The 22,414-nt window shown below is 66.4% G+C and carries 19 protein-coding genes and 2 tRNA genes; 13 read left to right on the forward strand and 8 right to left on the reverse strand.

Features of this window, described 5'->3' with window-relative positions; genetic code table 11:
• Positions 1-23 precede the first annotated feature (23 nt).
• Both ccoG and QX121_RS23785 read left to right on the forward strand, forming a co-directional pair.
• On the forward strand, positions 24-1,469 hold the full coding sequence (gene ccoG, locus QX121_RS23780; RefSeq protein ID WP_315813185.1) for a cytochrome c oxidase accessory protein CcoG: 1,446 nt from the start codon (positions 24-26) through the stop codon (positions 1,467-1,469).
• A 196-nt stretch (positions 1,470-1,665) separates the two neighbouring features.
• A complete protein-coding gene (locus tag QX121_RS23785; RefSeq protein ID WP_315739307.1) occupies positions 1,666-1,878 on the forward strand; it encodes a hypothetical protein in 213 nt (70 codons plus the stop codon).
• 72 nt (positions 1,879-1,950) lie between these two features.
• Here QX121_RS23785 and QX121_RS23790 read toward each other — a convergent pair whose 3' ends face one another.
• Positions 1,951-2,589: a TetR/AcrR family transcriptional regulator gene (locus QX121_RS23790; RefSeq protein WP_315739308.1), complete on the reverse strand. Its 639-nt coding sequence runs from the start codon at positions 2,587-2,589 to the stop codon at positions 1,951-1,953.
• Between the two features lie 262 nt (positions 2,590-2,851).
• Between QX121_RS23790 and QX121_RS23795 the strand changes: the two genes are divergently transcribed.
• The 8 genes from QX121_RS23795 to QX121_RS23830 are packed head-to-tail and all read left to right on the forward strand — an operon-like array spanning position 2,852 to position 11,237.
• Positions 2,852-3,712, forward strand: a complete 861-nt coding sequence (locus QX121_RS23795) for a xanthine dehydrogenase family protein subunit M (protein ID WP_315813241.1) — start codon at positions 2,852-2,854, stop codon at positions 3,710-3,712.
• Positions 3,709-4,242, forward strand: a complete 534-nt coding sequence (locus QX121_RS23800; RefSeq protein ID WP_315739309.1) for a (2Fe-2S)-binding protein — start codon at positions 3,709-3,711, stop codon at positions 4,240-4,242. Before QX121_RS23795 ends, QX121_RS23800 begins: the two co-directional genes overlap by 4 nt.
• Positions 4,239-6,614: a xanthine dehydrogenase family protein molybdopterin-binding subunit gene (locus QX121_RS23805; protein WP_315813186.1), complete on the forward strand. Its 2,376-nt coding sequence runs from the start codon at positions 4,239-4,241 to the stop codon at positions 6,612-6,614. The genes QX121_RS23800 and QX121_RS23805 overlap by 4 nt, the downstream gene beginning before the upstream one ends.
• Before the next feature lie 24 nt (positions 6,615-6,638).
• Entirely contained in the window at positions 6,639-7,889 is a 1,251-nt protein-coding gene (locus QX121_RS23810) for an ABC transporter substrate-binding protein (RefSeq protein ID WP_315813187.1), read from the forward strand.
• A gap of 10 nt (positions 7,890-7,899) precedes the next feature.
• On the forward strand, positions 7,900-8,772 hold the full coding sequence (locus tag QX121_RS23815; protein ID WP_315813188.1) for a branched-chain amino acid ABC transporter permease: 873 nt from the start codon (positions 7,900-7,902) through the stop codon (positions 8,770-8,772).
• Entirely contained in the window at positions 8,772-9,773 is a 1,002-nt protein-coding gene (locus QX121_RS23820) for a branched-chain amino acid ABC transporter permease (RefSeq protein ID WP_315780376.1), read from the forward strand. The genes QX121_RS23815 and QX121_RS23820 overlap by 1 nt, the downstream gene beginning before the upstream one ends.
• Entirely contained in the window at positions 9,770-10,525 is a 756-nt protein-coding gene (locus QX121_RS23825; RefSeq protein WP_315739316.1) for an ABC transporter ATP-binding protein, read from the forward strand. The genes QX121_RS23820 and QX121_RS23825 overlap by 4 nt, the downstream gene beginning before the upstream one ends.
• Positions 10,518-11,237, forward strand: coding sequence for an ABC transporter ATP-binding protein (locus QX121_RS23830; RefSeq protein ID WP_315757823.1), 720 nt, complete (start codon positions 10,518-10,520; stop codon positions 11,235-11,237). The genes QX121_RS23825 and QX121_RS23830 overlap by 8 nt, the downstream gene beginning before the upstream one ends.
• A 20-nt stretch (positions 11,238-11,257) precedes the next feature.
• On the opposite strand, the gene eutC is transcribed toward QX121_RS23830, so the two are convergent.
• Complete coding sequence (gene eutC, locus QX121_RS23835; RefSeq protein WP_315813189.1) at positions 11,258-12,049, reverse strand: ethanolamine ammonia-lyase subunit EutC; 792 nt, start codon at positions 12,047-12,049, stop codon at positions 11,258-11,260.
• On the reverse strand, positions 12,049-13,434 hold the full coding sequence (locus QX121_RS23840; protein ID WP_315770998.1) for an ethanolamine ammonia-lyase subunit EutB: 1,386 nt from the start codon (positions 13,432-13,434) through the stop codon (positions 12,049-12,051). The genes eutC and QX121_RS23840 overlap by 1 nt, the downstream gene beginning before the upstream one ends.
• A gap of 260 nt (positions 13,435-13,694) precedes the next feature.
• Between QX121_RS23840 and QX121_RS23845 the strand changes: the two genes are divergently transcribed.
• Positions 13,695-14,039 (forward strand): Lin0512 family protein, encoded by a 345-nt coding sequence (locus QX121_RS23845; protein WP_315813190.1) that lies wholly within the window; start codon positions 13,695-13,697, stop codon positions 14,037-14,039.
• Positions 14,040-14,772: 733 nt separating this feature from the next.
• Here QX121_RS23845 and QX121_RS23850 read toward each other — a convergent pair.
• Both QX121_RS23850 and QX121_RS23855 read right to left on the reverse strand, forming a co-directional pair.
• Positions 14,773-17,334 (reverse strand): polynucleotide kinase-phosphatase, encoded by a 2,562-nt coding sequence (locus tag QX121_RS23850; RefSeq protein ID WP_315813191.1) that lies wholly within the window; start codon positions 17,332-17,334, stop codon positions 14,773-14,775.
• 8 nt (positions 17,335-17,342) lie between these two features.
• The gene (locus QX121_RS23855) at positions 17,343-18,722 is read right to left on the reverse strand and encodes a 3' terminal RNA ribose 2'-O-methyltransferase Hen1 (RefSeq protein WP_315813192.1); all 1,380 of its coding nucleotides are present in this window, start codon (positions 18,720-18,722) and stop codon (positions 17,343-17,345) included.
• A gap of 195 nt (positions 18,723-18,917) precedes the next feature.
• On the opposite strand from QX121_RS23855, the gene QX121_RS23860 reads away from it, so the two are divergent.
• Positions 18,918-19,922: a glycerophosphodiester phosphodiesterase family protein gene (locus QX121_RS23860; protein WP_315813193.1), complete on the forward strand. Its 1,005-nt coding sequence runs from the start codon at positions 18,918-18,920 to the stop codon at positions 19,920-19,922.
• Between the two features lie 58 nt (positions 19,923-19,980).
• On the opposite strand, the gene QX121_RS23865 is transcribed toward QX121_RS23860, so the two are convergent.
• The 3 genes from QX121_RS23865 to QX121_RS23875 form a co-directional block, all read right to left on the reverse strand.
• Positions 19,981-21,321, reverse strand: coding sequence for a TROVE domain-containing protein (locus QX121_RS23865; protein WP_315739323.1), 1,341 nt, complete (start codon positions 21,319-21,321; stop codon positions 19,981-19,983).
• Between the two features lie 93 nt (positions 21,322-21,414).
• A tRNA-Trp gene (locus QX121_RS23870) sits at positions 21,415-21,493 on the reverse strand.
• Position 21,494: 1 nt separating this feature from the next.
• Positions 21,495-21,571: transfer RNA gene (locus tag QX121_RS23875), tRNA-Arg, on the reverse strand.
• Between the two features lie 254 nt (positions 21,572-21,825).
• On the opposite strand from QX121_RS23875, the gene QX121_RS23880 reads away from it, so the two are divergent.
• On the forward strand, positions 21,826-22,131 hold the full coding sequence (locus tag QX121_RS23880; protein WP_315813194.1) for a hypothetical protein: 306 nt from the start codon (positions 21,826-21,828) through the stop codon (positions 22,129-22,131).
• The last annotated feature ends 283 nt before the right edge of the window (positions 22,132-22,414 follow it).

Raw genomic sequence — 22,414 nt, forward strand, 5'->3', positions numbered from 1 at the left:
CGGCAAGATGAAGCGAGGATATCATGGCTGACTCGGACGAAACCTACATCGTCGGGCCGCTCTACAAGGCGCGCGAAAAGGTCTATCCGGCGGCCGTGCACGGCCGCTTCCGGCGCATCAAGTGGACGATCCTGTGCATCACGCTCGGCATCTACTACCTGCTGCCCTTCGTCCGCTGGGATCGCGGTCCCGGCATGCCGAACCAGGCGGTGCTGGTCGACTTCCCGCATCGCCGGTTCTACTTCTTCTTCATCGAGTTGTGGCCGCAGGAGGTCTACTACTTCACGGGGCTGTTGATCATCGCGGCGGTCGCCCTGTTCCTGATGAATGCAGTGGCCGGCCGGCTGTGGTGCGGCTACCTCTGTCCGCAGACGGTATGGACCGACCTGTTCTACGCCGTCGAACGCTGGGTGGAGGGCGATCGCCGTGAGCGCATCCTCAGCGACAAGCGCGGCTGGACCTTCACCCATATTCGCCAGGCCGCGCTCAAGCACTTCCTCTGGATCATGATCGGCTGGTGGACCGGCGGCGCCTGGGTGCTGTATTTCGACGATGCGCCTACGCTGGTGAAGGATCTGGCCACCTTCCAGGCGCCGCTCATCGCCTATCTCTGGATCGGCATCCTGACGGCGACGACCTACGTGTTCGCCGGCCACGCCCGCGAGCAGGTCTGCATCTACATGTGCCCGTGGCCGCGCATCCAGGCCGCGCTGACCGACGAATGGGCGCTCAACGTCACCTACAAGGGCGACCGCGGCGAGCCGCGCATGTCGGTCAAGAAGGCGGAAGCCGCACGGCTGCAGGGCGCTCCCGCCGGCGACTGCATCGACTGCCACCAATGCGTCAACGTCTGCCCGACCGGCGTCGACATCCGCCACGGCATCCAGCTCGGCTGCATCCAGTGCAGCCTTTGCATCGACGCCTGCGACAGCGTGATGACCCAGATCGGCCGTCCGACCGGCCTGATTGGTTACGACACCGACATCAACGTGCAGCGCCGCAAGGAAGGCAAGCCCGAGATCTACCGGATCATCCGGCCGCGCACGGTCATCTATGCGAGCTTCATCGCGATCGTCGGCGGGATCATGCTGTACTCGCTGGCGACGCGCGGCACGATGGGCATCAACGTGCTGCATGAACGTAACCCGCTGTTCGTGCAGTTGTCGGATGGCGGCGTCCGTAACGACTACACAGTCCGTCTGCTCAACAAGCGCGGCGCGCGCGACTTCGTGCTGGACGTCGTGGGGCTTCCGAACGCCAAGGTGACGGTGGCCGGCGAGACGCGCGAGCAGGACGGTCGCATGGTGATCGATGTCGGCCAGGACCAGACCCGCGAGATCCGCATGTCGATCGAGGCCAAGGGAGCCGACCTTCCCTCCGCGCCGGTGGACATCGAGATCAAGATCACGGATCCGGCGACTGGTACTTCGGTCAGCAAGCGAGATCACTTCGTTCCAGCGACACGATAGAGCAGTGTCGTTCTATCGCCGATCATGAGGCGTCCGCGGCATTCCGTGGGCTTATCGGGACTGATCGAGGGAGGAGCAGTCGCTCCTCCCTCGATTGCTGAGTCCGGTTGTTCCAAATCAATGCCGGCTCGAAGTCGCAAGCAGAGCATTCTCGCGTCAAGGGATCGAAAGCTTTCCTACTGGCGGAGAAAGACAGATGTTCAAGGTCGCAATTCTCATCTGGGTGATGCTGGGCACCGTGCTTGCAGGCAGTGCGGTTACGGCATTGTTGACGGTGCAGGGGCTGGTTGCGAGCCCGATGAAGGACCTGCCGTTGGCGGCGTTGGTCGGATTCGTCGTCGCCATGCCGCTATCCTATCTCGTCGCCGCGAAGATCAGCCGCAATGGTGGGCGTAGCCGAACGGCGTGAGGGCCGCAGCCGGCAGGCATGTGCAGTATCCTCGGAGAGCCTGCTCAAGATCGCCGCCGACGACGGGCCGGATCATCGTGCTGTTCCGGCCTGATCGTCGTGCACGAGCCGCGGGAGCGCCAGTCTGGCGCCGTCCATGAAGAGGTCGATCGCATCACGGACGGTTTGCTCGAGATCGGATGGAACGGGTGTCTCGTAGATGAACTTTCGGATCGCGAGATAGAAGATGCGTCCGTGCAGTCCCCAGAACATCTCCGTCTCGCGGCTGCCGAGAGGGCAGGTGGCGGCGTCTGGGAGCTGCAATTCATGCCGCAGCTCGATCGCGGCAGGCTCGATGATCTCGCGTCGGACGAGGTCGAGATAGCGACCGGTGATGCCGAACGACTTCATGCCCGAGAACACGAAGATCCGCACCCAATTATATTCGAACACGCGCGCCACATAGTCGAGATAGAATCCGGTTAGCCGTGCCTTCAGCGGATGGCTGCGATCGCGGATCAGCGGGCCCCAATCCTGCGACCAGCGGCTCAGATAGACCTCCTGATAGACGCGCTCGATGAGGGCTTCCTTGCTGGGGAAGTGCCGGTAGATCACCGAATGCGCGATACCCATGCGCTTCGCGAGTTCCCGCGTCTGGCCTTCGAAGCCGCGCTCGGCGAAAAAGCGGATGGCTTCATCCACGATCACGCGCTCGCGGTCGGCGGCGCGCATGTTGCGGCGCCTCGCGCGAGGGCGGCCGTCGGTTCTTCGCGGGCCTCCACCAACGCGGCCGTTTGTCTCAGCGTTCGCTGTCTTCGAGGTCTTAGCCATGGTCTCATCGATTGCGGCGACAGCCTGCTTGATACCCGAAAGCAGATTTGTGACCAATCGTTCGTTTCTGGTTGACCGCGCTGCCGCCGCGTGCAACTCTTTTAAGACCAGATGGTCACAAATCTGGGACTCCGGGCTGGCGAGCCCTGGCGGCGAGGAACGGATGAAAGCGAGGGCTTTCAGCTATTTTCGTGCACACACGATCGGCGAGGCGCTCGAAGCTCATGCGGGCGCCGGCGACGATGCACGCTTCATTGCCGGTGGCCAGAGTCTGGTTCCGGCGCTGGCGTTGCGTCTTCAGGCGCCGCGTATTCTGATCGATATCAATCACATTGCAGAGCTGCGCGGCGTCACGCGGGACGGCGAGTGGTTGCGGATCGGCGCCTTGACCCGGCACTGCGAGATGCTGACCGATCCGCTGATCGCCGAGTTTGCGCCGCTGTTGCGCGCCGCAGCGCCGTTCGTTGCGCACCCTGCCATCCGCAATCGCGGGACCTTGGGCGGCAGTGTCGCGCTGGCGGACCCGGCCTCCGAATTTCCGGCGATGGTGCTCGCGCTCGACGCCGAGATCGAGATTGCCGGCTCGTCCGGCCGGCGCCGCGTCAAAGCCGATGACTTCTTCACCGACCTTTTTGAGACGGCGATCGCGTCAGGCGAGCTCCTCGTCGCAGTTCATGTTCCTCTCTTCAAAGCCGGCCAGCGCATTGCGTTCGATGAGCTGGCCCGCCGGCGCGGCGACTATGCATTGGTCGGTTGCGGCCTGCTCGCGACCTGTCAGAGCGATCTGATCGAGCGCATCCGCATTGCGTTCTTCTCGGTCGGCAATGTCCCGACCCGTGCGAGACATGCGGAGGAAGCGCTGACGGGCGGCCGGATCGATGCCGGACGGATTGCGGCTGCCCAGGCTGCGCTTGATGACGATCTCGCGCCTGCTGACAGCGACGATGTTCCGGCGGCGATGCGCCTGCATCTCGCACGCGTTCTGCTCGGCCGGCTGCTGGGACGGATCGGAGATGCCGCATGAGCGCGCCGGTCGACATCGAGGCCGACGAGCAGGTCCGCATTCGCCTCATCGTCAACGGCCGCAAGGTGGCTTGTGACGTCGCGCCTCGCGACACGCTGGTGGATTGCCTTCGCCAGCAGCTCGAATTGACCGGCACGCATGCCGGTTGCGAAATGGGCGCCTGCGGCGCCTGTCTGGTTCAGCTCGACGGCGCTGCTGTGCATGGCTGCCTGATGTTTGCCGTGCAGGCCGATGGCGCGCGGATCGATACGATCGAGGGGCTCTCGGAGAGCGGCGTGATCGCCGACCTGCAGGCTGAGTTTCATCGGCGCAATGCGCTGCAATGCGGGTTCTGCACGCCGGGCATGCTGATCACCGCTCATGAGCTGCTGACCCGTGCTGCACGGCCGAGTCGCGAGACCATCCGCGACGCGCTCTCGGGCAATTTCTGCCGCTGCACCGGATATGAAGCGATCGTTGACGCCATCGCCGCGGTGGCTGCGGCGCGGTCGGCAACGGCATCGCAGGACGCGGAGGGCTCGTCGCGATGAGCGCGCCGCTGACCTCGCTGGACCGTCCGAATTCCTATATCGGCCGCTCCGTGCCGCGACCGAATGCGAAGCGGCTGCTCGCCGGACGCGGGCGCTACGTGACCGACATTCGCCTGCCTCGCATGCTGTACGCAGCCTTCCTGCGCAGCCCGTATGCTCATGCACGGATCATCCGCATCGAGGTCGATGCAGCGCGGGCGCTTTCGGGCGTGCATCTGGTCGCGACCGGCGCTGATCTTGCGAAGATCTGCACGCCTTGGACCGGGACGCTCGATCATTTCAAGGGCATGACGTCCGAGCCGCAGCTGCCGTTGCCGGCGGATCGCGTCGTCTGGGCCGGGCAGGCCGTGATTGCCGTGGTCGCCGAGAGCAGGGCGATCGCCGAGGATGCGCTGGAGCTGATCTCGGTCGACTACGAGGAGCTGCCGGCGGTGGTCGATCTCGACGCCGCGCGCCGGCCGGGGATGCCGCTGGTCAATCCGGTTGCGGCGTCCAACATCTGTTTCCGCACGCAGCTCGACAGCGGCGGCGTCGATGAGGCCTTCGCGTCGGCCGCGCATGTGATCGAGGAAGAATTCAGCTTCGGCCGTCATACCCCGGTCACGCTGGAGCCGCGGGCCATCGTCGCGGATTATGATCCCGAGAGCGGCGCGCTGACGGTGCACCACGCCACGCAGACGCCCTACCAGTTCCAGGATCTGTACGCTCGCCACTACGGCATCCCGGAAGCCGGCGTGCGCGTGATCGCGCCCGATATCGGCGGCTCGTTCGGCATGAAGCTGCATGTCTACCACGAGGACATGGCGGTTGTCGGGCTGTCGATCCTGCTTGGGCGCCCGGTCAAATACGTCGCCGACCGCATCGAGTCCTTCGTGTCGGATATTCATGCCCGCGATCACCATGTCCGCGCGCGCATGGCCGTCGACGCCGAGGGCAAGATCCTTGCCATGGACGTCCACGATGCCACGGCGATCGGCGCGTTCTCGACCTATCCGCGCACCAGCGTCGTCGAAGGCAATCAGGTCATCCGCCTGATCGGTGCGCCGTATGACTTCAAGTCCTATCGTGCCGCGCTCGAGGTCGTGTTCCAGAACAAGGTGCAGACCAGCCAGTACCGCGCGGTCGGACATCCCATCGCCTGCGCGGTTACCGAGCGCATGGTGGATCTCGCCGCAAGCCGCGTCGGGATCGACCCGTTTTCCATGCGCGCCAGGAATGTGATCGCCGACAATGCCTATCCGACGGCCTCGCCGAGCGGCTACAGGTTCGAGGCGCTGTCGCACGAGGTCTGCCTGCGGCGGCTGCGCGAGATCATGGACTACGACGCGCTGCGCGCCGAGCAGACCGAGCTGCATCGGCGCGGCATCTATCGCGGCATCGGCATTGCGACCTTCGTCGAGATCACCAACCCGAGCCCTGCGTTCTACGGCGTCGGCGGCGCGCGCATCTCCTCGCAGGATGGCGCGACCGTCAGCCTGACGCCGTCGGGCGAGGTGCGCTGCGCGATCTCCGTGACCGAGCAGGGACAGGGCACCGAGGCGATCATCAGCCAGATCGTCGCCGACCAGCTCGGCCTCGCCCAGGAGCACGTCAAGATCATCACCGGCGATACCGAGGTCACGCCGCATGGTGGTGCGACCTGGGCCTGCCGCGGCGCGGGCATCGGTGGCGAGACGGCACTGCAGGCCGCGCGAAAGCTCAAGGCGAACATTCTGGAGATTGCCGCGCTGGTGCTGCAGGAGCAGCCCGCCGCGCTCGACGTCGTCGACGGCCAGATCGTCAGTGTCGCGACGGGGCAGACGCGTCTGCCGGTCGCCGAGATCGCGCGCATCGCCTATTTCCGGTCCGACACCTTGCCACCGGGCACTCAGGCGCAACTGACGGTCAGCCATCATTTCGCGCCGCAGGGCTATCCCTTTGCTTTCACCAACGGCATTCAGGGCAGCTACCTTGAAGTCGATGTCGAAACCGGCTTCATCAGGCTGCTGAAGCACTATGTCGTCGAGGATTGCGGCCGGATCATCAACCCGATGCTGGTCGACGAGCAGTTGCGCGGTGGTGTCGTGCAGGGTCTTGGCGCTGCGCTGTTCGAGGAGTGCCGTTACGGTGAGACCGGCCAGTTGCTCAACGGGTCGATGGCCGACTATCTGGTGCCGATGGCGTTGGAGATGCCAGACATTACCATCGATCACGTCGAGACGCCGACGGCGGACACCATTCTCGGCGCAAAGGGCTGCGGCGAGGCCGGCACCGCGGCCGCGTCGGCCTGTGTGCTGAATGCGGTCAATGATGCGCTGATGCCCTTCGGCGCCTCCATCAACACCATTCCCATCACGCCTGCGCGCGTGCTCAAGGCGCTCAACCGGTTCTAAGAAATACGAATGAGGGAGGAGATCATGCCAAACTACGAGACGAGGCTGCGACGCACAGGAATATCCCGCCGTACGGCGCTGATGGGGATGTCGGCAGGTGTCGCCACGCTCGCGATGCCGCGCCTGGGACGCGCCGCCGATGACACCATCCGCATCGGCTTTCCGACGCCGCTGACCGGCCCGTTCGCGGCCGAGGCCCGCGACCAGGTCAAATGCGCCGAGCTTGCGGTCAAGCTGGTCAACGACAAGGGCGGGATCGCCGGCCGCAAGGTCGAGCTCCTGGTGCGTGACGACAAGCTCAATGCCGGCGAAGCGGCGACGCGGACGCTCGAGCTGATCGAGAAGGACAAGGTCCACGCCATCGTCGGGGCGCTCTCCAGCGCTGTCCAGCTCGCCGTCAACGAGGTGACGCGGGCGCGCGGCGTGATCTACGTCTCGATCAGCCAGTCCGACACCATCAACGAAGCCAAGGATTTCAGCAAATACACCTTCCACGAGGCGCTGAACCCGCACATGACCACAGCGGCCGTGGCCCGCCAGACCATCAAGAAGGGCATGAAGGTCGCCCATCTCGTGGCCGACTATGCCTATGGCCATGAGATGCTGCGCGGCTTCAAGCGGGCGCAGACCGCGATTGGTGCCGAGAGCGTCGGCGAGATCCTGCATCCGTTCGGTGCGGCCGACTATTCGACCTTCATGCCGCGGCTGATGTCGCTGCGGCCGGACGTGCTGTGCATCAGCAATTTCGGTCGCGACCAGGCCAACGCGATCAAGCAGGCGGTCGATTTCGGCATCAAGCAGCAGATGAAGATCGTGGTGCCGGTGATCCTGCACAATCAGCGCCTCGCCGTCGGTCCCGACGTGTTCGAGGGCGTCGTCGGCGGCGCCAACTATTATTGGGGTCTCGAGACACAGAACAAGACCGCGGCCGAGTTCAACAGGGCGTTCCGGGCCGCCAATGGCGGTGCCATCCCGACCGACTACGGCGCCTACGGCTACTCCGGCGTCGGCTCGTTGTTGCAGGCGATGCAGGCCGCCGGCGGCACCGAGACCGATAAGGTCGTCGCGGCGCTGGAGGGACTGCAATACGATCTGACCAAGGGCCCGCAGCATTACCGCAAATGCGACCACCAGTCGGTGCAGTCGGTGCTGGTGCTGGAATCCAAGAAGAAGTCGGCGATGGCGAACGAGAACGACCTGTTCGCGATCGTGGCCAGCGATCCAGGGGCGGACGAGATGCTGCGAAGCTGCAGCGAACTCGGCCACCCGACCTGATCCTGATCGCATGGACCTCTCGCTGATCATCATGCAGCTGTTTTCCGGCATCGCCCTTGGGGCGGTGCTGGTGATCACTGCGCTCGGCCTCACCATCGTGTTCGGCATGCTCGGCGTGGTCAATTTCGCCCATGGGGCGCTGTTCATGATCGGGGCCTATGCCGGTCTGTATCTGGCGTCGCTGACCGGCAGCTTCTGGTGGGGCTTGTTGCTCGCGCCAATTCTGGTCGGCGCGTTCGGCATGGTGATCGAATTCGTCCTGGTCCGACGTCTGTATGGCCGCTCGATCGATGATCCATTGCTGCTCACCTTCGGCCTCAGCTACATCCTGGTCGAGGGCGTGCGCATCGTGTTCGGCAGCGACGGCATTCCGTTTCCAACGCCGTCCCAATTGATCGGCGTCGTCGATCTCGGCGTCGGCTTCTTTCCCAAATATCGTCTGTTCGTGATCGCGCTGGTCGCCGTCGTGCTGTTGGCGCTCTGGCTGATCCTGGAGAAGACCCGGGTCGGCCTGATCGTCCGTGCCGGCGCCCGTGATCCCCTGATCATGCGGGTGCTCGGGGTCGACATCAGCAAGGTGTGGCTCGCGATCTTCGGCCTCGGCGTCGGCCTTGCCGCGCTCGGCGGGGTGCTGGCGGGACCCATGCGCAGCGTCAATCCCGAGATGGGAACGCTGGTGCTGGCGGAAGCCTTCGTCGTCACCGTGATCGGCGGCCTCGGCTCGATCGTCGGTGCCGTGGTCGCGGGACTGATGGTGGGGATCTGCATCAGCATGGTCGCGCTGTTCGCGCCCGAGATGGCGACGATCGTGATGTTCGCGCTCATGGCCGCGGTCCTGCTGATCCGGCCGCAGGGCCTGTTCGGCCTCAGGGGGAGAGCGTGATGACGGTGCAGTCGACCGACGAAGCACCGCCGCTCCATCAGGCGCAGCGCCTCTTCGCTTTCCTCGCGGATCATCGCGTGCTGGTCTCGCTGGTCGCGCTGGCGCTGCTGCCCTGGCTGCTGCCGTCGAAGGCGCTCGCCGTGAACGTCCTGATCTACGGTGTCGTGGTGATGGGCTACAATCTCCTGTTCGGCTACACCGGTCTGCTGTCGTTCGGTCACGCCGCATTCTTCGGCACCGGCGCGTATCTGACCGGCATCGCCATCGGTCGCTGGGGCCTGCCGTGGTTTGCCGCGGTGCCGGTGGCGATCGCGGCGAGCACGGCGCTTGCCGCATTGATCGGAACCATCTCGACGCGAACCCGCGGCATCTATTTCTCCATGGTCACGCTCGCGCTGGCGCAACTTGTCTACTACGTGGCGTTGCAGGCCTCCTCCTTCACGGGCGGCGAGAACGGACTGCGCGGCTTCACGGTCGACCACATCGGTCTGTTCGGTGCACAGATCAACTTCCTCGATCCCGTGAACAAATATTACGTGCTGATGGTGCTCGCGGCGATCGCGATCTGGGTTCAGTCGCGCATCCTCAACTCGCCATTCGGCGCGGTCATCGAGGCGATCAGGGAGAATGAGCAGCGCGCGCGGGCGTGCGGCTACGACGTCGAGCGCTGCAAGCTGATCGTGTTCATGCTGTCGGGCGCCATCTCCGCCGTCGGCGGCTGCATGTCGGCCCTGCATTTGTCCATCGTTCCGCTCGACATCCTGCACTACCAGACCTCCGGCATGATCGTGATGATGGTGCTGCTTGGTGGCGCACGCAGCTTCTTCGGGCCGTTCGTCGGGGCCGCGGTCTTCCTGATCCTGGAGGACGTCGTGTCATTGTGGACGCCGCACTGGCAGATCGTGGTCGGCGCCATCTTTGTCGTGTTCGTGCTGTTCCTGCCCAAGGGCATCTGGGGCACGTTCCTGGACGCGCTGCCGATCGCGAGGGAGCGGCGATGAGCACCGAGCTGTTGCGCGCGGACGGGATCGGCCGTCGCTTCGGCGGCTTCGTCGCGCTCGAAGGCATCTCCGTCGCGTTCGCGGCCGGCGAGCTGACCTCGATCATCGGCCCGAACGGGGCCGGCAAGAGCACCTTCTTCAACATCCTCTCGGGCACGCTGTCGCCGAGCAGCGGCACCTTGCGCTTCAAGGGCCGCGAGCTGAACGGCCTGCCACAGCATCGCTTCGTACATCAGGGCATCTCGCGATCGTACCAGATCACCAACATCTTTCCCGACCTGTCGGTCCACGAGAATGTCCGGGTCGCCGCCCAGGCGATGCGGGTGAGCTACGATATCTGGCGCAAGCGCGCGGATCTTGCCGAGCTCGGCGAACGCGCCGATGCGGCGCTCTCCGCCGTCGGCCTGATCGGCAGGCGCGGCGAGCTTGCGAAGTATCTGGCCCACGGCCAGCAGCGCGCGCTGGAAATCGCGATCGCGCTGGTGTCCGAGCCGGAGCTGCTGCTGCTGGACGAGCCGACCGCGGGCATGGGGCCGGAAGAGACCAAGGAGATGGTCGCGCTGCTGGAGCGGCTGGCGGAGAAGCGCACGGTGCTGCTGGTCGAGCACAAGATGAAGATGGTGCTGGGCCTGAGCCAGCGGGTGCTGGTGCTGCATCACGGCCGGCTGCTTGCCGATGGCAAGCCTGAGGACATCCGATCCAACCCCGACGTGCGCCGGGTCTATCTGGGACAGAGTGAAGGCTATGGCTGAGACCGCGTTGCTCGAGCTCGACGGCGTTCAGGCCTGGTATGGCGCCAGCCACGTCCTGCACGGCATCTCGCTGCGCGTGAACGAGGGCGAGGTGGTCGCGCTGGTCGGCCGCAACGGCGCCGGCAAGACCACGACGTTGCGCACCGTCATGGGGCTGATGCCCCGGGCCGCGGGGCGCGTGCGCTTTGCCGGCCATGATCTGCTGCCGCTTGCGGCCCACAAGCGCTTTCATCTCGGGCTCGCTTATGTTCCGGAGGAGCGCCGCATCGTGCCGGGCCTGTCGGTGCGCGAGAACCTGCGGCTTGGGCTGGTCGCCGCCAGCGCCGACATCGAGGAGCGCGCGGCGTTCGCCGAGGTTGCGGAGACCTTTCCACGATTGAACGAGCGGCTGGATCAGGAGGGCGTCACGCTGTCGGGCGGCGAGCAGCAGATGCTGGCGATCGCGCGGGCCTTGATCGCGCGGCCGCGCATGGTTCTGCTCGACGAGCCGTCGGAAGGCATCATGCCGGTGCTGGTCGAAGAGATGGGCGTGCTGTTCCGGCGGCTGCGCGATCAGGGCAAGACGCTGCTCCTGGTCGAGCAAAACGTCGAATGGGCGCTGCGGCTCGCCGATCGCGCCGTCATCATCGACCAGGGCGAGGTCGTGCATGAGAGCAGCGCCGCGGCGCTGCTGGCCGACAAGGATATCCAGGACCGCTATTGCGCGGTGTGATGCTTCGGACTGCGCCGGCATCATGACGCGCCATCTCCATCCGGCGCCGGCAGCTGCGGCAGCCGGGCGAGGCGGACGCCGGCAGCCTGGTGACGGAACATGCGCTCGAGCAGCTCGGCGGCTTGTCTCGCGGCATCCGCCGGCGCGAGCCCGCTTTGGCGGACATTGGAGATGCAGTTGCGCTCGGAATCGACGCGGCCGCGGCGTGGCATCCAGGTCAGATAGAGGCCGAGCGAGTCGGCGGCGCTCAGACCCGGGCGCTCGCCGATCAGGATGATCGAGGCTGACGCGTCGAACAGCTCGCCAACATGATCGGCGAGCGCGACGCGGCCCTGCGAAGCAACGATCACCGGCGACAGCCGTCGGCCGGTTGCGGCCAGGCGCGGCATCAGCGCATCGAGCACGGGGAGGGCGTTGACCTGCACCGCGCGGCTGCTCAGGCCATCGGCGACCACCAGCACGATGTCGGCCGGCGCGCGCGGCTCCGACAGCAGCGCTTCCGACGTGGGCGAGAGCAGGCGGCCTGCGTCGGGGCGCTGCAGATAGGTCGCGCGATCGGCGGCGCGGCTGTGCACGGCAAGCGCCGGCCAGCCATGCGCGGTGACCTCGGCCGCAAAGCGCTCGGCATCGAATGGCTTCAGCACGGCATCGCGCGCTTCGGCATGGGCTGCCTGGAAGCCGAGATGTGCCGACGTCGGCAGGCCAGGACCGCAGCGTCCCAACGCGATCCGTGCCTCGGTGTAGCGTGACAGCCAGCGCCAATCGTCCGATGACGACGTTGCCGGCGAGTTGCTCTCGTCGGAGCCGCTCATCACTTGGCCTCCAGCAGCGGCAGCGCCGGCATCAGCCGCGCCGGCTCGAAGCGCAGCTCGCCTTTGGCATCGCTGAGGCCGGTGGCCGCGAGCCAGGCCTCGAACTCCGGCGCCGCGCGCTTGCCAAGCACCTTGCGCACATAGAGCGCGTCATGGAACGAGGTGCTTTGATAGTTCAGCATGATGTCGTCAGCGCCCGGCACACCCATGATGTAGGTGCAGCCGGCGACGCCCAGCAGGGTCAGCAGCGCATCCATGTCGTCCTGGTCGGCTTCTGCGTGGTTGGTGTAGCAGACGTCGCAGCCCATCGGCAGCCCCAGCAGCTTGCCGCAGAAATGATCCTCCAGGCCCGCGCGCATGATCTGCTTGCCGTCATAGAGATATTCCGGGCCGATGAAGCCGACCACGGTGTTGACCAGCAGCGGTCGGTAGCGCCGCGCCACCGCGTAGCAGCGCGCCTCCAATGTCTGCTGATCGACGCCGCAATGGCCGCCGGAGGAGAGCTCGCTGCCCTGTCCGGTCTCGAAATACATCACGTTGCCGCCGACGGGACAGCGCTGCAGGCCTTCGGCCGCGGCGAGCGCCTCGTCGAGCAGTGACAGCGTGATGCCGAAGCCGCGATTGGCCTCCTCGCTGCCGGCCAGCGACTGGAACACGAGATCGACCGGCGCGCGGCGTTCGATCGCCTTCAGCGCCGTCGTGACATGGGCCAGCACGCAGGACTGGATCGGTGCATGCGAGGCAAGCCGCAAGGTCTCGATCAAGTCGAGCAGCCGTACCATCGTGTCGACGTCGTCGCTTGCCGGGTTGATGCCGATCGTTGCATCGCCGACCCCGTACATCAGCCCGTCGAGGATCGAGGCCGCGACGCCCTTGAGATCGTCGAGCGGGTGGTTGGGCTGCAGCCGCGTCGACATCCGGCCCGGCAGGCCGATGGTGCAGCGGAAGCGCGTCACGACCTCGCATTTCGCCGCGACCGTCACCAGGTCCTGCAGCCGCATGATCTTGCAGACCGCAGCAACCATCTCCGGCGTCAGCCCCGGCGATACGCCGCTGAGCGCATCTGCGTCGGCCGCATCCGACAGCAGCCATTCGCGGAAAGCGCCGACCGTCAGGCTCGCGACGGGAGCGAACGCCTTGCCATCATGCTGGTCGACGATCAGCCGCGTGACCTCGTCGCTCTCGTAGGGAATGACGGCTTCGTTGAGGAAATGGCGCAGCGGCAGCTCGGCGAGCGCCATCCGTGCCGCGACGCGTTCGGCGGCATCCTGCGCGGCGAGGCCTGCCAGGACGTCGCCCGAGCGCAACGGCGTTGCCTTCGCAAGCAAGGTTCTGAGGTCGTCGAACCGATAGCGCGTGCCGCCCAGCGTGTGTGAAAAACCCATTGGTGCTCTCCTCAGCGGCTGCCGCGATCAGTCTCGGCGGCCCGGTCGATCACGGGGTTCGTCGGGATGGGGAGAGCGGAAGAGGACGTCATATCGAGGACCTTTCTCGGCACCGCGCAGAGCGGCATCATGCACGATATGTGTCCGCATCCGATGACCATTTTGCCGCGCGTCGCCGTCGATTTCGTGCGGGTTGCGTCGGCGGCGGCGTCGGCTAAGGTCGCGCGCCAAGCGACAACGCAACCCGAGAGGAACCTGACATGACGCGGATCCGCTGCATCACCGAGATGGGCATGGGCGTCGACGTCCATGGCCGCGACGCCACCAAGGCCGCCAGGCGCGCGGTGTCGGACGCGATCCGCCATTCCAGCCTCGGCTTCTTTCGCATGGTCGGCAAGACGCCGCAGGACATGCTCGTCGACGTCACCATCGGCGTTCCCAATCCGGAGGCTGTCGACGCCGCCGCGGTCGCCAAGGAGCTGCCCTATGGCACGGTGACCGTGACCGCCGTCAAAGGTGGGCTGGAGATTCCGGCCGAGGCCGGCAGCGACGCCATCATCATCGCCAACGCGGCGGTGCTGGTCCATCTCGACGACGGCAAGTGACGCTCTCGCGCAGGGGTCATGCGCGTGGCGTTCTGATATGAATGTCAAACAGCATGTCATCGCGATCCCGCGGCGCGTTGCGCGCCCGGGTGATGATCGTACGGTGTCCCTCTTTGAACAGAGGGCGCAGGGAAGGCCGGGTATCCGCTGATACCCGCGGCCCCCGTGCGTGAAGAAGTGCACGGGGCAGGAACCACAGGCTCAGCCGGACGATCCCGGCCTTCCCTGCGCAACGGTTTTCCGGCTTATACGTGCTCTCCTCGGGGACCGGGCTTTGTTGCCCCCGTCGCCTGCTGATCATCATCTCAGCCGGCTTGACCTCAGCATCGGGAGGCCAGGACCACACGATTTCGCCGGCGCGTCCTGCCGTTCGTCCGCACGGCAACACCATGCTGCGGCAGAGCTGCGCCCATCGCATCCCGCCTCCACGTTCGTGACGATCGCGAAGCGCCCCTCTTGGTGAGGTGGGACAGGCCCACTGTTTCATGAATTCCGAAAAAGCGAAAGAGGAATCTTGCCGGCTCATGACTGGCGCCGGCGAACGCATTGAGAGCGTTGGCGGAAAAGGTCTTTGCGTGAGTCCGCACGAGGCTGCTCCGACGTCGCGGCTGCGGCTGGTCGCCGCAAGTCCGGGCCTGTGAGTCGCCCGACGGGCAGCGCTGAGCTTCGCCTTGATGAAGGACCGCACCGCTCTCCGGTGACCACCGCGCGGCGTGTGATGCAGTGATGGCGCTCAAAGCCGCGGGTCGATCGGCTCGCTCTCCAGCGCCAGCACCGCGAACACGCATTCATGCACGCGCCGCAGCGGCTCGCGGGCGACGAAGCGCGTGAGCGCCTCGTGGCCGAGGGCGAACTCGCGCAAGGCCAGCTTGCGCTTGCCGTCGAGCCTGCGCTGGCGCAGCCGGACGATGTGCTCCGGCGCATCATATTCCGGGCCGTAGATGATGCGCAGATATTCTGATCCGCGCACCTTCAGCGCCGGCTGGATCAGGCCCTTCGGGCCGCGTGCGACGAAGCTGCGCGGTTTCACCACCATGCCTTCGCCGCCGCCTTCGGTGAGTTGCTCCCACCAGGCGATGGCGTCGGCGACGGCCTGGTCGTCCGCCAGCGCCACTGTCCGCCATTGCGTGCGGGTGACGACGGATGTCGACACGGCCGCCAGCCGGTCGGCGAGGCCCATGTGCCAGACATGGTCCTGGTCGAACCAGACCCGGCCTTCGCTGGCCAGCAGGTGAAACGGCGCGACCTTGAGATCATCGACGCCCGAGACCGGCCAGATGTAGGGCGCCCAGGCCCGGCCATAGCGTATGGCACGTTGCACCCGGTCGCGGACGTGATCGCCGAGCGCTGCGACATCGAGGCCACGCGCGGCGGCGCGATCCAGCGCATCCGCCGCCGCCGAGAGGCCGGCGACCGAGGACGCCGCGACCGGGGCATACTGGCTCTCGATCAGGCTGCCGGCCTTGGCTGACCACGGCATGATCTCGGCATCGAGCAGAGCCCAGTCGGACTGCAGCTCCTGCCACAAGCCGGATTCGTCGAAGGCCAGCCGCAGCCGCGCCAGCAGCGCCTCGGCCATCGCGGCGTCGTTGAAGAAGGCGCGTCCGGTGCGGGTCCAGATCGCGCCGCGCTCGTCGCCGCCAACACCAAAGCGCGCTCTGGCCACCTCGGCGCTCCTGCACAGCGCGATCACCGCGCGCGAGCCCATGTGCTTCTCCTCGCACACGACCTCGCCGACGCCACGGTCGCGGAAATGCGCGAACGCTTCCTCGGGCCGCTCCAGCCAGCCCTCGCGCGCGCTGGTCTCGGACGGCGACATGGTCGGCGGCAGATAGGCCAGCCATTGCGGCGCCAGCGCGAACCGGCTCATCACCTCCAGCGCGGCGGCGGCGTTCTCCTCGGCGACGACGACGCGGTTCAGCAACGTCGTGTCGATCCAGCGCCGGCCGCTGACGTCGGCGATATCGAGCAACTGGTCGGCCTCGGCCTGGGCCGAAGCGCTGCCGGCACGGGCGGCGAGCGGACGCACCGGCTCGCACCAGACGCGCTCGGCCTCGACATCGACGATCTCGCGCTCAGGCCAGCGCAGCGCGGTCAAGCGTCCGCCGAACACGCAGCCGGTGTCGAGGCAGAGCGTGTTGTTGACCCATTCCGCGTTGAGCACCGGCGTGTGGCCATGGACCACGCTGGTCGTCCCGCGATAGTTCGCGGCCCAGTCGGCGCGCACGGGCAGGCCGAATTCGTCGATCTCGCCGGTGGTCTCGCCATAGAGCGCGAACTCGCGCACCGCGCCGGAGCCGCGGCCGATCATCTCCTCCTTCAGCCCGGCATGCGCGACCGCGAGCCGGCCGCCATCGAGCCAGACATGGCTGCGCAGGCCGTCGAGGAACGACGGCAGCGCGTCGCGGAAGCTGCGGTTTTCCTTCGCAAGCTGATCGATCGTGGCCTGCAGGCCGTGCGCGATCGTGATCTTGCGGCCGGCGAGCCAGCGCTGGAATTTGCGGTCGTGATTGCCCTGCACGGCATAGGCGGTGCCCGCGGCCGTCATGCTCATGACGATGCGCAGCACATCCGGCGAGCGCGGGCCGCGATCGACGAGATCGCCGACGAAGACGGCCTTGCGGCCGGCCGGCGGCGTCACGGTGACCGCGCGATCGCCCCCGGCCTCGGTCCATGTGACCTGATAGCCGAGCTTCGCCAGCAGCGCCTGCAACTCATCGGCGCAGCCATGGACGTCGCCGATGATGTCGAACGGCCCGCCGTCGTGGCGCTTGTCGGTCCACAGCGGCTGCCGCGTGAGGGTGGCGGCCTCGATCCGCTCGACGCTGTCGAGCTTCCACACCTGGCGAAAGCCCTCGCGCTGCAGGCCGCCGAGGCCGCGGCGGATCTCCGACACCATGCGCTGCACGACTGGCCCGCCGAAAGTGCGCTCCGGCCGTGTCCGGTTTCTGTCGATGCAGATGTCGATGCCGGGATCGAACACGATCGCGACCGGCAGCGCATGCCATTTGCGCGCCAGCTCGATCCAGCCCTTGCGGTCCGCGGGGCGCACATTGGTGGCGTCGATCACCGCGAGGCGGCGATGCTTGAGGCGTCGGCCTGCGATCTCGCGCACGATGTCGAAGGCATCGGCGGAGACGCTCTGATCGGTCTCGTCGTCCGCGACCAGCGCGCGGCAGTGATCCGAGGAGATCACCTCGGTCGGCAGGAAATGCCTGGCGGCGAAGGTCGACTTGCCGGAGCCGGTCGAGCCGATCAATACGACCAGCGAGAAGTCGGGGATGTCGATGTTCATGGAATTGCTCAGCGGGTGAAGACGGCCATCTGGGTCGGCGCGCCGAAGGTCTCGTCATGGTGGCCGATACCGGAGAAGGCGACCTGATAGGTGAAGGCTGCGCAGATGCGCTCGGCCCAGGCGGCGAACTCGGCACGGCTCCATTCGAAGCGATGGTCGCGGTGGCGGAACTGGCCTGCGGGCAGGCTCGAAAACAGCGCATTGTAGTCGGCGTTCGGCGTGGTCACGATCACGGCGCGCGGACGCGCTGCGCCGAACACGACGCGCTCGACCAGCGGCAGCCGGTCGGGATCGAGATGCTCGATCACCTCGACCAATGCAGCAGCATCGACGCCGGCCCAGCGGTCGTCGCGATAGGTCAGCGAGCCGTGGAGAAGCGTGACGCGGCCTTCGGGCGGGCCGCCTGGCCATCCCAGCTTCAGTCGCCTGGACGCGCGCTCCAGCTCATGCGCGGCAGGATCGAGCCCGATCAGCCGGGTCACCCAGCGCTCACGCACGAGGAGCTGCAGCAGCTTGCCTTCGCCGCAGCCGAGGTCGGCGATGGCCTTGGCGCCGCTCGTGCGCAGCGCGTCGACGACCGCTTCCATCCGCAGGTCGTTGAGCCGGATCGGCCGTTCCAGCGTGTCCTCGGACTCGCTGCGCGCCTCCGGCTCCAGCGCGTCGTCCTGCGTCTCGGGCGCAAGGCGTTCCAAAGCCGCGCGTGCGAGTACGGCGCGGTGGCGCAGATAGCGGCGCACGATCAGCTCCCTCGCAGGATGCGCGTCGAGCCAGCCTTGGCCGCGCTTGAGCAGCTTGTCGATCTCCTCGTCGCCGACCCAATAGTGCTTGGCGTCGTCCATCACGGGGATCAGCACGTAGAGATGATTGAGGAGCGCGCTGAGCCGCGCGGTGCCGCGCAAGGTGAGCCGGACGTAGCGGCTCGACGGATCGCCTTGCGGTCCCGGGATCGTGGTGAGATCGACCTGCCAGCCGAGCGGCTCGAACAAATGCCGCAGCACGGCTTCGCCGCCGCGCAGGGGCAGGGGTGTCACAACCGCTTCGAGTGAAATGGCGCTGTCGGCGAGCTCCTGGCGCGCGCTGCTGACGCCGTTCATCGCGGTCCGGAACGCCTTGTTCAGCGCGACCGACAGGAACGACGACGCGGCATAGGGCCTGTCGTTGACATATTGGTCGAGCAGCCCGTCGCTCTGGCCTTTGCCGCGGACGAGGCCGATCGGGTCGACGTCGAGCACCAGCGCCGCCTCACAGCGGCTCTCGCGGGCCTCGGGATAGAAGATCAGCGCCTTGCCATAGGTGAGCTCGAGCTCATGCAGCCTGTCGGGATGCTTGTTGAGCAGGTAGCCGAGATCGGTGGCGGGCTGGTGGGTGGTGGCGATGGACAGAAACATGAGGTCAGATACCGGATGAGGAAACAACGATCCAGTGCTTCGAAGCCAAAGTTTGGCGGTGGCCGTTCTCGCATTCGCTTTCGCATCGGCTCTGGGAGCGCTGGACAAAAGGTGCGCCATCTCCGCAGGACGACTCTTGCGGAGAACGAGGGCAGGGACGCAATTCGGCTCGAATCGTCATGGAATTGACTTCGCATGAGCAGAGTCCTGAAAATCGCCGGGCTGCTGGTGCTGATCTGCGCCGGCTTCATGTTCTTCAACAACGCCAATCTGCAGGTGACAAAGGAGGCTGGGCGGCTGCATCTCCTGGCTCATCGAGGTGTGTCACAGCAGTTCGATCGCACCGGCCTGACGAGCGAAACCTGCACTGCGGCGCGCATGCTGCCGCCGACGCATGAGTATCTCGAGAACACCATCGCCTCCATGCGCGCCAGCTTTCTGGCCGGCGCCGATATCGTGGAATTCGACGTGCATCCGACCACCGATGGCCAGTTCGCGGTGTTCCATGACTGGACGCTCGACTGTCGCACCGATGGCAAGGGCGTCACGCGCGAGCATGCGATGACGGCGTTGCGGCAGCTCGACATCGGTTATGGCTACACCGCCGATGGCGGCCGCACCTATCCATTCCGCGGAAAGGGCGTCGGCCTGATGCCGTCGCTGGACGACGTGCTCGCGACCTTTCCGGACAAGTCGTTCCTGATCAACGTCAAGAGCAATGATCCGGCGGAAGGCCGGCTGCTTGCCGCGGCACTTGCACCGATCGACGCTGCGCAACGCGGGCGGCTGATGGTGTATGGTGGCGATGCGCCGATCGCGGCGCTCAGGGCGGCGCAGCCGGGGCTGAAGGTGATGTCGCGCGGCATGCTGAAGAGCTGCCTGCTGCGATATATCGGATATGGCTGGACGGGGCTGGTGCCGTCCGCATGCCGGAACATGATGGTGCTGGTCCCGGTCAATGTCGCGCCGTGGCTCTGGGGCTGGCCAGACCGTTTCCTCGAGCGCATGGCACAAGGAGGAAGCAGCGTCTTCGTGGTCGGTGCCTATCATGGCGAGACATTCTCCACCGGACTGGATTCGCCGGACGACATCGCCCAGTTGCCCAAGAACTTCGCTGGGGGCGTGATGACGGACGAGATCGAAACGGTGGCGCCGCTCCTGAAGCGCGCTCCGCAAGGAGATCAATCGAGCCGGCCGTAACCGCGCAGCATGGGAAGGAGACCCGGGCGCGTCTGTGACGTGTCCGGGTCCGTTGTCGTCAGTGCAGGGTGGCGCCTCGCAGCGTCTCCTCCTGCGCCGCGATCCAGGCGATCACGGCCTCGGAGAAGCCGTCGACCCGCGTCCAGGGTCCGTAACCGACCCCGTGCTGGTACGACGCCACGTTGACCATGGTCCCGCGCGCCTTGGGCGACGGCACCGCATCGTGGCTCTGCTCGTCGGTGAAGACGATCAGGCGGTCTCCCTTGCGGTCGATCTCGCCGACCGCACGGCCGAGATAGGTCCCGGAATGCGGCTGCGACCCGAGGATCGCATCGCGCAGCGCAAAGCCACGGCGCGGCGGCACCTTCACGACCTTGTCGCTGAACGTGAAGATTTCCACCTCGTCGCAGACCTCGCGGGCGAGGATCGCGAGCCCGCACGCAGCCTCCGCGCGCGTCATCTCTGACTGCGCGGACAGCTTCGCGAACATCGATCCCGAGACGTCGATCAGGAGCCGCGTGCGACCTGGCAGCCGCGCGTAGCCCTTGATCGCGCCCAGCATCGCCTGCTCGAGCTCGGGCTCGAAGTCCGGCGCATGCCGCGCCGCCGTGATGAACCGATACGGCAGGATCCTGTCCGTCCGCATCGTCTCGATCGCGGCTGCGATGGTTGCCCGCGGCACCCCGACCTCCCGCATCAGGCGCAGGTTGCGCAACAGCGCCAGCGCTCCGAGCCGCTTCTCGGCGAGCAGCCGCTCGAAGCTTGCGCGCTTGTCCGCGCCCTTCGACAGCGCGACCTCCCAGGTGTCGGGCGAGGGCAGCTCGCTTGCGGCGAGCTGCTTCCACACCGCCTCCTGGGCGGCATCCCTGGGCTTGGCGTGCACCAGGAACAGGACGTCGCGGAGCCGCACCGGTCCTTCGCGGTCATACTTCGCGAGCTGATAGGCGTCGAACTTCGTGAACGCCTTCGCCAGCCCCTTCTTGACCTGCGCCGACACCGGCTGCCGCCTGCGCTGCTGCTGCGGACCCAGCGAGTCCGCCCAGTAGATCGCGAGCAGCTCGGTCATCTCGTCCGGCCGCTGGATGATGCGCGCCAGCGTCTCGGCGACCAGCGCACGGTGCTCCGGCAGCCGCGCCATCTCGCGGGCGACGAGCAGCGGCGCGTGCCGCAGCTTCATCTCCTCGCGCGCGCGCACCGCGAGCTGCGCCGCCTCGCGCGGCGCGACCTGCGGCACCAGCGCCTTGATGCGCTCGGCGACCGACACACCGTCCTCGTAGAACTGGTCCTCCCACAGCAGGCAGCTCAGCAGCGTACGCTGCAGTGCCTGCTCGGGCGCGAGCTGCCGGGACGGCGCACCCTCATGGGTGAAGGCGCGCAGGAACTTGTTGAGCCTGACCATGATGGCCTCCTCTCTGGGGTGATCTTGGTTGATGACGGGTGGAAGGGACGTCACGCGTGATCTCGTGCGGAGACCACGCGTCACAGATGACCACGCGCCGGGAACGGGCGAATGCTGAGCTCCGCTCCACCGGCGTGGAGCGGATAGTGCTCTGCCGCTGAGCTACCGGCGCATGGAACGCCGGATGGGATTCGAACCCACGACCTCTCGATCCGCAATCGAAGTATCAGCACTCTTCACCACGGCACGTGGAAGAAGGTGGCGCAGCAGACGTCTGCGCCGCAACGATCTGACCGCCTGTTCGAAGACGATCAGTTGAGATGGATCACGAGCCGGGAACAGGCGACGACTGAGACCCGGTCGCCGATGGACCGGACAGCGCTCTGACCTCTGAGCTACCGGCATGGCGCCGGGCGGGAGTCGAACCCGCGACCTCTGGCGTGCAAGGCGAAGTAACAGTCGTCTTCACCACGGCTCGTGGATACGTTCGGCGGGGAAGGGGCGATGCTGTTGCTGCCCGCTTGGGCGCTCGGTTTCAACGAAGTAACAGACATCTTCACCACCGCCTTGGCCGCCCGGCGGTTGCCGGGCGACGATGGATGGCATGCTGGGGAACGGCCGATCACGGAGATACGACGATCGAAACGCAGGCTTGGCATCAGCCTCACCGCAACCCGCGACTCACCCATCTCGCTAGACGGATTCCACGGTACGATCGATCGAAGGCGGCGCGTGGCCGCATTGGCGCGAAGGACCCGCGATCTTCACCACCAGCAGCTCCCGGCCGCGAACGACCGGGAATTCAAATAGCTTATCTGCGGCGCGCGTTGGCGCCGCATGTTGCGAGCTCCAAGGAAGCTCGCTCTGCCATCGGTGTCCGGCGTTGCCGCCTCGTTCCCTCCGACAGGCCCCGCGCGCTCGGGCACGCGCATCACCTGCGCGAGCCCCGGGATCCGGGTCTCCCGTTCCGGCTGACAGCCGGGACTTCCGTTGGTTTCGCCGTGCAGGCCGCTCGCGTGAGGGCAACAAAAAACCCTCCGGAGCGGCTGGCTCGGGAGGGTCCGTGTGATGCGGACTGTTGATCTTGCCTCAA

It is taken from the genome of Bradyrhizobium sp. SZCCHNR2028, from assembly GCF_032380995.1.
Taxonomy (GTDB): Bacteria; Pseudomonadota; Alphaproteobacteria; order Rhizobiales; family Xanthobacteraceae; genus Bradyrhizobium.